A 9,613-nucleotide genomic window follows, 5' to 3' on the forward strand; every position below is an offset into this window, starting at 1 on the left:
ATGCAGGAACTCACGACGAAAACGGACGGACGAATCGAACACGAACAGCTACAGGACGCCCTCTCGGCGGAGGTTTGGGAGTCAGTCGGTCGGAACTTGCTGGCGAAGATGCTGGCGGAGTTCAGCTACGAGGAACTGATTTCGCCCGAAGAAACCGCGGACGGAAACTACCATCTCGGCCTGACCGAGGGTGTCGAATACCGATTCGAAGCAACAGAGCGAAAGTTCGATTGGATGCACGTCGAACCCCAGTCGCTCGAACGCAGAGGTGCTGGCGACTGGGAATCCGCGACCGACCCGGTACAGTTCTTGCTCGACGCGCAGGACACCATCGGCGTCTCCGACACGACGACGGGGCACCTGATTCGAGAGTATCGAAACACGATGCTCGCGGACGCGCACATCGAAACCGAAGAAGGCGAGGGAATTGACCCCACCGACCTCGACTACGCCGAACTGGAAGGCGAGATGAGGGGCCATCCGTGGATTACCTACAATAAGGGTCGGCTCGGATTCGGCTACGACGACTATCTCGATTACGCGCCCGAGCAAAAACAGCCGGTGACGCTCTCGTGGGTCGCAGTTTCGCGCGACCGGGCGACGTTCGAGGCGGTGTCCGGACTCGACCACGAGTCGTTGGTCGATGGCGAACTCGGAGAATTTCGGAAGAAATTCGATACCAAACTCGAATCGAAGGGCTACGACCCGGAAGCGTACTACTACCTCCCGATTCACGAGTGGCAGTGGGAGAACAGCATCGTCCAACTGTTCGCCGACGAAATCGCCGCGGGGAACATCGTCCCCCTCGGCGACGGCCCGGACGAATACCTGCCACAGCAGTCGATTCGAACGTTCGTCAACGTAGACGAGGAGGAGCGCCATCACGTCAAACTCCCGCTCCAAATCCTCAACACGCTCGTCTACCGCGGTCTGCCCGGTGAGCGAACCGAGGCCGCACCGATGGTCACGGAGTACATCAAGGGAATCTACGAAGACGACGAATTCCTGCGCGAGGAGTGCGACCTGATTCTCCCTGGGGAAATCGCGGGCCTGAACTACGATCATCCGGATTTCTCGCAACTAGAAGGCTCTGCATACCAATACGACGAACTGCTCGGCTGTGTCTGGCGCGAGAGCATCTACACCTTCCTCGAAGACGACGAACAGGCCATCACCCTCTCGGCACTGATGCACGAAGAAGACGGGAAACCCCTCCTCGAATCACTCGTGGAAGAGTCGGGGCTGACGATGGAAGAGTGGCTGGACGAGCTGTTTTCGACCGTCATGCCGCCGCTTCTCCACTACCTCTATCGCTACGGGACGGTGTTCTCCCCGCACGGCCAGAACACCATCGTCGTGCTGAAAGATGGCCGACCGCACCGTCTCGCGGTGAAGGATTTCGTCGACGACGTGAACGTCAGCGACCAACCGCTTCCGGAACTCGAATCCCTGCCGGACGACCTTTCGGCGGTGCTTCGCTCCGAACCGCCGGAGGGCCTCTGTCAGTTCATCTTCTCCGGCCTGTTCGTCTGCGTCTTCCGGTACGTGTCGGATTCGCTGGCGACCCATGCGGACTACTCGGAAGAGAAATTCTGGTCGCAGGTTCGAAACGCGATTCTCGACTACCAGTCCGAATTTCCCGAACTGGAAGACAGATTCGAACTGTTCGACCTGCTCCGCCCCGAGTTCACGAAACTCTGTCTGAACCGAAATCGACTGTTGGACTACGGCTACGAGGATGCGGACGGGCGACCACACGCTTCCGAACACGGCACGGTTCCGAATCCGCTGTACGAAGTTGCAGAGGGGTCACGACCTGCCGAGAAATAGCGAACTGAGTCGCCTGCTCTAGATATAGATTATTTTACCTATTCTGAACGTGGTTGTGGATTATTGGGTCTAAATGCCCTCATACATCGCTTTAGCTAGTGGACAGAAGTAAAATAAATCTGGTAGAATACAGGAAGAGTTAACCGACTGCTTCGGACATGCTCATGAGTGTCCGGGTTTCCGGGCCACGAGAAATAATGAAAGACACACTCGAAACGCGCCTCAACAACAGAGGCCAAGTCGGTATTGGGACACTCATCGTGTTCATCGCGATGGTGTTGGTCGCCGCGATTGCGGCGGGGGTTCTCATCAACACGGCTGGATTCCTCCAGTCGAAGTCCGAACAGACAGGTGAAGAGAGCAGTGCGCAGGTTTCGAACCGCGTGCAGGTCGTCAGCACCTACGGTAACGTCACGGACGACAAACACGTCGATTTCGTCAATTTCACGGTTATGCGTGGGTCGGGGTCTGACGACATCAATCTCTCCACGGCCACCGTCCAATGGATAGGGCCGGACAGCGCGACGACGCTCGTCGGAAACAACTCCTCGATTGATGGCGACGAAGTCATCGTCGCACCGGAGGACGACGAGTTCGCCATCAGTCCCATCAAGGACACCGACCGCTCCCGTCCGGTTCTCAATTCGCAGGACGACCGTCTCAGATTGACCGTTCCAGCCTACCACCTCAGCGACGATGGATTGGGTCTGGGAGAGGGCGAAACGGCAGAAGTGACGATTACGACGCAGTACGGTTCGACCACTGTATATCAAGTCTCCGTGCCACAGTCGCTCTCACAGCAGAAGGCAGTCACGGTCTGACGACTGACACAACAACCGCTTTCATCTTTTGCGGTCGTTTCCAATCCTTACGTAACGTCGCGTTCGCGCTGAGTCTGGCTGCACTCCCTCGTTCCGGTCTGTCTATCCGTGCGGAGATTCCCGACAGCGGTTTTCCCGACGTATCGAACGACATCCACGCCCGTCGGCATAGTGTACAGCGTACCTAGCGAATCCGGTGTAGTCGGTTCGAACGTCGGGTCCCGCAATCGGCGGATACCAACCGTAAGCAGTTGTTCGCAAACGGCGATTTGCCGACGCTCTATCTCGCGCCACGTTCGAGCGTCGGCAATATCGACCGTCCGTTCGGCGATGATTTCCCCGCCGTCTAACGTCTCGCTGATTCGCTGGAGCGTGACGCCCGCCGTCGGTTCGTCGTTCAAAAATTCCCACAACCCGCCCGGTTGGCCGCGGTAGGACTCCAAATCTCCGCGATGAAAGCTCAACACGCCGTGCGTCGGCATCTCCAAAAATTCACCTTTGAGCACGCCGAAACCGAATCGGACGACAACATCCGTGTTCTCGCCGACTTCTTCGGCCACATCGTCGGGGAGGAGATTGCCGAATCCGGACGCCGGAAGCGGTTGGCAGTACAGCCGTTTTGCGCCCGAAAATCCCGCGATAGAATCGATTGCTTTCGGCTCCCGGTAGTCGGGCGTTTCGGCGAACTGCCGAGCAACACCAGTCAGCGACCACAGGAGATGTTTCTGCAGTCGCTCGACACTATAAGAAATATACTCCAGAACGCCGCCGGGAAACGACCCTGCAAGGTAATCACTGAGGTTGTCGGGACCTGCGTCGTCGTTGATAACGAGATGCGTAATTTCGACGTTCGTCTCCGCGACCATGCGCTCGATGGCGCGTTTCATCCATGCCGGAACCGTCTCGCCGGGAAGGAGAACCCCGACTCGAAGCGGTTGTTCCGCCGTCGGCGACTCCGGAGTCGAATGCGCTCGACTCGTCTTCGATTCCGCTTCCTGCTCACTGTCGGACGAGTCGTCGGTCGTCGGAGACATGATAGTCCAGCGTTTTTGACGGACTATATTCGTTATACGCACCCTGTCCCCCGTGAAGTTCGCGCTTTCTCACTGAGTTTCTATCGTTTGGTTTGTACTAACCACAGCGCGTTTAGATATGATTTCCATTCCGAACGAATTGGTGTGGGTTGTTTTCAAAATTCGACAATTCTCGGGGACCCTGATATTTCGGGTTTGAATTCTTCTGACGAACGAAAAACGCGAGCGTTTTAGGCCGTTTCGACGGTTTTCGTCACGACGAGAACCGGCACGTCCACGACGCTGAGAACCGTATCCGTGACGCTTCCGAGCAACTGTCCTCGCAGGTTCGCCTCGCCCCGCGATGCCATCACGACGAGGTCGATGTCCTCGTCGTTGACGTACTCTCGAACACCCGCTGTCGGCGCGTCTCGAACGATTGCGGTTTCGAGGTTGATTTCGGAATCGATTCCGCGAGCGCGCTCCGCGACTCGTTCGACCGTCTCGGTTCCCCGTTCCTCCAATCGCTCGATGAACTCTTTCGAGACGCCACCCGCACTGAACAGTCCACCCTCCATCTGCACGTCCACGACGTTGAGGACGTGGAGCGTCGCATCGTACTGCTGTGCAACGCTCACGGCGTATGGCGTCGCGTTTTCGGCGTTCTCGCTTCCGTCCGTCGGCAGGAGTATTCGGTTGTACGCTTCCCCCGTTTCGTCCGAAATTTCGCCGTCCGAAACTGCATAGACGGGAACCGTGACGGTGCGGAGCACCCGGTCGGTCACGCTTCCGAGTAGTTGTCCGCTCAGTCCCGACCGTCCGCGGCGACCCATGACGATGAGATTTGCGTCAATTTCGGTCGCGTGCTCCGCGATTGCTTCGTGCGGTTTTCCCTCTAAACGGGTGGTGTCTACCGAGATGCCGACGTCGTCGGCCATCGCTTCGATTTCGTCGAGATAATCAGTGGCTTGCTCCTCTCGCTCGGCCTGTGCCTCCGCGTCGACTCGGCGAAATCTGCTCCGTTCGACGACGTAAACCACGGTTACCGTCGAACCGCAGGTGTTTCCGAGTTCCAGACCGTACTTCGCGGCGCGCTTCGCACAGTCGCTCCCGTCGATGGGGATGAGGATTCGGTCGAACATGGTTCCATCTCGTGTACGACGGAGACGTGCATAAATCGTCGTTCGGGAGTCGCCGATTCTCCCCGGACTGCTATCTGCTTAGCCGACGGAACCGTTACCTTGCACGCCGTGGTTCAGTAAGAACCCATGAGTTCTTTGCTACGCCATCCGCTCACCGCCCTCATCGGGGCGGTTTTGCTGACCCTCGCGTGGGTGGGCGTCTGGACGACGGGCGCTCAACACACGCTCGGAACACTGGTCGTCGTCGCTGTGAGTGGACTCGCCATCCTCGGCGCGTCGTTCCTTCTCGCATGGGGGGCGGAAACCGCCGAGAAGGACGTTCCGCGCGCGTTCGCGCTCGCTGTCCTCGCCATCCTCGCCGTCGCCCCGGAGTACGCAGTGGACGCCTATTTCGCGTGGACTGCCGGAGCGAACGCCGGGACGGAGGCGGGACGGGAAGCCGCGAATCTCGCCGTTGCGAACATGACCGGTGCGAACCGCATCCTCATCGGATTGGGCTGGTCGGGCATCGCGCTCTTTTCGATTCACAAGGCTCGTCAGCACGACGGCGCGCGACTCATCGAACGAAACGTTCAATTCGGGGATTCGATTCCGCTCGACCGGGACATCGCAACCGAGATTCTGTTCCTGTTCTGTGCGACCGTCTACGCCTTTTTCGTCCCGTTCGGCGGCGGTATCGACGGCGTGGATACCATCGTGTTAGTCAGCCTCTACGCGATTTACATCGCAATCATCATCCAAGGAGAGGTCGGCGCGGAAGAACACGTCGGCGTTCCGGCGTACTTCCAGCGTCGGCCCCGTTCGGTTCGAATCCCAATCGTCTTCGTGCTGTTCTTTTATTCGGGATTTCTCATCTTCACTGCCGTCGAACCGTTCGCGCACGGCCTCGAAACGCTCGGTGTTCAGTTCGGGATTCCGCCGTTTTTCATGCTCCAGTGGGTTGCACCCCTCGCCAGCGAAAGTCCGGAACTCATCGTGACGGCGTATCTCGTCAACAAGGCGCGCTCGACGGCGGCGTTCAACGCGCTCATCTCCTCGAAACTCAACCAGTGGACGCTTCTCATCGGGACGCTCGTGGTCGTTTACAGCATCTCGCTCGGACAGTACGGCGTGCTTCCCTTCGACCGCAAACAGGCGGCCGAAATCTGGTTAACCGCGGCACAGAGTCTCTTCGCCATCTCTGTGCTCATCAACTTCCAAATCAGCGTCCGCGAGGCGGTTACGATTCTCGTCCTGTTTAGCTCGCAAGTGGTTGCGGAGTTCGTCCTTTTACAGACGCTTCCACCCGCACAAGCCGCGACGTACTCGTACTGGTTGCTCATCGCGTACTCGATTTGCTACGTCGTGTTAGCCCTCGCGTTGTTCTGGAAGCGACACGCCGCTCTGCGGGAGGTGCTTCGACTGACGGCGGCGAAAGTGCGCCGCGCACGCGTTCGCGGCGCAGAAGAGTCACAGGATTGAAAAGATATTTGTGGATGTCTTGCAGTTCTCGATGCTATTGATTATATGCCACCTTTTTCAATGTTGTAATATTGACCAACTGCCAACCCAACCCCAATCACGACCCCTATTGTCACAGATACAATATTAACAAACAGATCAGTCTCTCCAAGGTTTTGTGTGAGAAATGTCATCGTAAGCATAGCCACAGCAGTGAACAAAATAACGTAAGCCGCAGTTCGTAGAATCCACTTAAACATCATCATATGTTAATCTTTAGTGCTAATTCAAATAAACATCGTGGTCACTGTCCCCCGCGGAGCAGAGGAGTCGTAGGATTAAGCGACAACTCTCCGGACTGAGCGACAACTGCTAACCGTCTCCACGTCGCAAACACTGCGGGGGATTTCATGGTAAGTCAAATCACCGCCGACGAGTTGGCCGACCGATTCGACGCGGGCGAGTCGATGACGCTCATCGATACCCGCCCCGAGGATAGCTTCGAAGCGTGGCACCTGCCCGAGGCGAAAAACGTTCCGTTCGACCCGCGGGAGGGCGTGGGGGACGACCAACGCGACCGAGTGGACGAAATCACGGGGGAAAAACCGCTCGTCACCATCTGCGGTAAAGGTCTGACATCGACACCCTTTGCCTTCGAACTCGAAACGCAGGGATACGACGACGTGACAGTCGTCAAAGGCGGCATGGAAGACTGGAGCAAGGTGTACGACGTTGTCCCGATAGCGACGAACGACGGAAACGCGGAACTCGTCGTCCGCCAGATTCAGCGACGGGGGAAGGGCTGTCTCGGGTACGTCGTCGGTTCTTCCGAGTCGGGTGACGCCGCAGTCGTGGACGCGACGCGGCAAATCGACGTGTTCGAAGTCGCTGCTGAAGAGGCGGGGTTGACCATCTCGTGCGTGTTCGATACGCACATCCACGCAGACCACATCTCGGGCGGTTCACGACTCGCCGAAATCCTCGACGTTCCGTACTATCTCGGCGAAAAAGCGAGCGAACGTGATGTCGAGTACGACTACGATTCGCTCGAAGACGGAGATATCATCGAACTCGGCGATGTAGAGATAACGGCCCTGCACGCGCCTGGCCACACGACCGAGATGATGAATTACCGCATCGACAGCGACGGTGGCGACTATCTCCTCACGGGCGATACGCTGTTCGTCGATTCGGTGGGGCGAACCGAACTCCAGTTCGGCGAAAACGATGCATCCGAAGGTGCCGAACTGCTGTACGAAACGCTGCACGAGACGATTCTCGACCTGCCGGACGACACCCGAATCCTGCCCGGACACGTCTCAGTGACGAGCGACGGACGGTACGAGGGCGGCGAACCGGGTAAACCGATTCAAGCTCGCCTCGCCGACCTCCGCGACACGCTTGACCTGCTTCAGTTGGACGAAGAATCGTTCGTGAACCGACTGGCCGAAAACGCCCCCGAAAAACCGCCGAACTACGAGACGGTCATCGCCATTAACACCGGAGAAGATTCGCCCGATAGCGACGAAGAAGCGACGGAACTCGAAGTGGGGCCGAACAACTGCGCGGCCTGAGAGCGGAACCACTATCCGAATAGTCGATAGCTCCGTCTCGTTCGAAACCGTGCAACCGACGGCGAGTCGCCAGATCGAAGGCGCGATTCGGAACTACTCTCGTCGTTCAGCCGAATGCGTTCTCGCCTGTTCTCCGGACGACTCGCCCTGCTCTCGTTCTCGGAGATATTCGCGCAGGCGGGAACCGAAGAGCCACTCCGACCACGACAGTTCGAACCGGTTTCGGTTGTGCTCCGGAAACCGCCGATTTTCGGTCATGCTGAAGTTCACGAGCGCGACGAACACGATACCGCCGAGGGTGTTCCCGAGAACGACGGGAACGAAAAAGTCCGCAAAGACGGTTCCAACGTTCGCGCTCCCGATGAAAACCAAAAAGAGCACCTCGCACGCGCCCACCACGCAGTGAAAGAGGTCGGCGACCGGGATGATTATCATAATCGCGTAGACGATGAGAAGTCGTGAAATCGTCTCCCGCGCCGCGTGAACCAGCCATACCATCGTTGCGACGAGGCCGCCAGCAAAGATGCCTTTGTAGAAGAGCGCAGACCACGACGTGTGCATCGCGTGTTCACCGAACCGATAGGCCGTTTCCGCAACGTCGGGTTCGAAAATGCCGGTTTTCGCGAGGAGGAAGGCACTAACTCCCGCGCCGATGACGTTTGCAGCGAGCACGATAGCCCACAGACGGAACAGTTGTGGCACGCTGGCGAGGCGCGTTAGAACGAGCGTGACCGGCGTTAGCGTGTTTTCGGTGAACAACTGGTAGCCGCCGATGACGATCATCACGAAGCCGATGGGATACAGGAGGTTTCCCATCGCCACGCTCTCCGGATATGCGGTCGTCATCGCCGCGCGAGCGAGGAACGTTGCGCCGACGCTCAAGCCTGCGGCGAGTCCGCTGAAAAACAGGAGTCGTGTCCCCCGTTCCATTTCCTCGTCCGCAGTTGCGGTTACTCGCTGAAAAATTTCGTCCGCCGAAAACCGGTCACGGACGGCCTCACCGGCGGCGGGTGCCCCCCGGCGAGAACGGTCTATCGTCTCCCGAAGTTCGCGGTTCTCGACCTGCAACGACTGTTTTACGTCGGATAAGTCACCCACCGCTGCAATCGCGGCGAGCATCGGCTCAAACTCGTGCGGGCCGTCGTACCGTTCACCGTTGATGTAGAACGTCGGTGTTCCAGTTACACCGCTCTGAAGACCGCTCCGATACTCCTCCCTGACTCGCTCTTCGTGGACGCCTCTGTCGAGTTCGTCCGTGAACCGACGACTATCCAAATCGAGTTCTTCGGCATAGCGCACGAGGTCTTCTCGGGCGAGCGCATCCTGTCGTTGATACAGTAGGTCGTACATGTCCCAAAATCGGCCTTGTGCACCGGCCGCCTCCGCCGCTTCGGCGGCTTTCTGTGCACGCGGATGCTGCTGTGTGAGCGGGAAGTGACGGAAGACGAATCGAATCTGCGTTCCCACCCGATTCAAAATCCGACGGACGACGGGATAGAAATCACCACAGTACGGGCATTCGAAATCGCCGTACTCCACGAGCGTCACCGGGGCATCGTCCGGGCCGCGAATACGATCTCGTTCAGTTACCGGCACCGCGAGCGTGCTATTTTCGGTCTGGCTCATGTGAAATCCACCCCCTCGACCGGAAAACGCTGTCGCAGTCGATTGTACGGGTGTTGGCTAAGTAGTGGAATAACGCTGTTGCAGACCCAAAAGTAGTCAACTAATTAATTAAAAGATGCAAAAATAGATTATAACACACGCTGTCGTCCAGTCATTGCAACGAACCG

7 protein-coding genes are annotated in these 9,613 nt (G+C 57.9%); 4 read left to right on the top strand and 3 right to left on the bottom strand.

What is annotated here, in order from left to right:
• Positions 1-1,830 (top strand): IucA/IucC family protein, encoded by a 1,830-nt coding sequence (locus tag BW974_RS02945; RefSeq protein ID WP_076427823.1) that lies wholly within the window; start codon positions 1-3, stop codon positions 1,828-1,830.
• A 197-nt stretch (positions 1,831-2,027) separates the two neighbouring features.
• Entirely contained in the window at positions 2,028-2,651 is a 624-nt protein-coding gene (locus BW974_RS02950) for an archaellin/type IV pilin N-terminal domain-containing protein (protein WP_076430212.1), read from the top strand.
• A 47-nt stretch (positions 2,652-2,698) separates the two neighbouring features.
• Here BW974_RS02950 and BW974_RS02955 read toward each other — a convergent pair whose 3' ends face one another.
• Both BW974_RS02955 and BW974_RS02960 read right to left on the bottom strand, forming a co-directional pair.
• Positions 2,699-3,685, bottom strand: a complete 987-nt coding sequence (locus BW974_RS02955) for a formyltransferase family protein (RefSeq protein WP_076427825.1) — start codon at positions 3,683-3,685, stop codon at positions 2,699-2,701.
• A gap of 230 nt (positions 3,686-3,915) precedes the next feature.
• A complete protein-coding gene (locus BW974_RS02960; protein ID WP_076427827.1) occupies positions 3,916-4,806 on the bottom strand; it encodes a universal stress protein in 891 nt (296 codons plus the stop codon).
• A 126-nt stretch (positions 4,807-4,932) separates the two neighbouring features.
• On the opposite strand from BW974_RS02960, the gene BW974_RS02965 reads away from it, so the two are divergent.
• The gene (locus tag BW974_RS02965) at positions 4,933-6,267 is read left to right on the top strand and encodes a sodium/calcium exchanger protein (protein ID WP_076427829.1); all 1,335 of its coding nucleotides are present in this window, start codon (positions 4,933-4,935) and stop codon (positions 6,265-6,267) included.
• Positions 6,268-6,656: 389 nt separating this feature from the next.
• Positions 6,657-7,820 (top strand): MBL fold metallo-hydrolase, encoded by a 1,164-nt coding sequence (locus BW974_RS02975; RefSeq protein WP_076427832.1) that lies wholly within the window; start codon positions 6,657-6,659, stop codon positions 7,818-7,820.
• Between the two features lie 93 nt (positions 7,821-7,913).
• Here the strand turns inward: BW974_RS02975 and BW974_RS02980 are convergent, their stop codons facing one another.
• Entirely contained in the window at positions 7,914-9,446 is a 1,533-nt protein-coding gene (locus tag BW974_RS02980) for a formate/nitrite transporter family protein (RefSeq protein WP_076427834.1), read from the bottom strand.
• Between the last annotated feature and the right edge of the window lie 167 nt (positions 9,447-9,613).

It is taken from the genome of Haladaptatus litoreus (genome assembly GCF_900156425.1).
Lineage (GTDB): Archaea > Halobacteriota > Halobacteria > Halobacteriales > Haladaptataceae > Haladaptatus > Haladaptatus litoreus.

Excerpts from the sequence above, each read along its gene's own strand:
- BW974_RS02955 (WP_076427825.1), bottom strand. The coding sequence starts at position 3,685 with ATGTCTCCGACGACCGACGACTCGTCCGACAGTGAGCAGGAAGCGGAA.
- BW974_RS02980 (WP_076427834.1), bottom strand. The coding sequence starts at position 9,446 with ATGAGCCAGACCGAAAATAGCACGCTCGCGGTGCCGGTAACTGAACGA.
- BW974_RS02945 (WP_076427823.1), top strand. The coding sequence starts at position 1 with ATGCAGGAACTCACGACGAAAACGGACGGACGAATCGAACACGAACAG.
- BW974_RS02975 (WP_076427832.1), top strand. The coding sequence starts at position 6,657 with ATGGTAAGTCAAATCACCGCCGACGAGTTGGCCGACCGATTCGACGCG.
- BW974_RS02960 (WP_076427827.1), bottom strand. The coding sequence starts at position 4,806 with ATGTTCGACCGAATCCTCATCCCCATCGACGGGAGCGACTGTGCGAAG.
- BW974_RS02950 (WP_076430212.1), top strand. The coding sequence starts at position 2,028 with ATGAAAGACACACTCGAAACGCGCCTCAACAACAGAGGCCAAGTCGGT.
- BW974_RS02965 (WP_076427829.1), top strand. The coding sequence starts at position 4,933 with ATGAGTTCTTTGCTACGCCATCCGCTCACCGCCCTCATCGGGGCGGTT.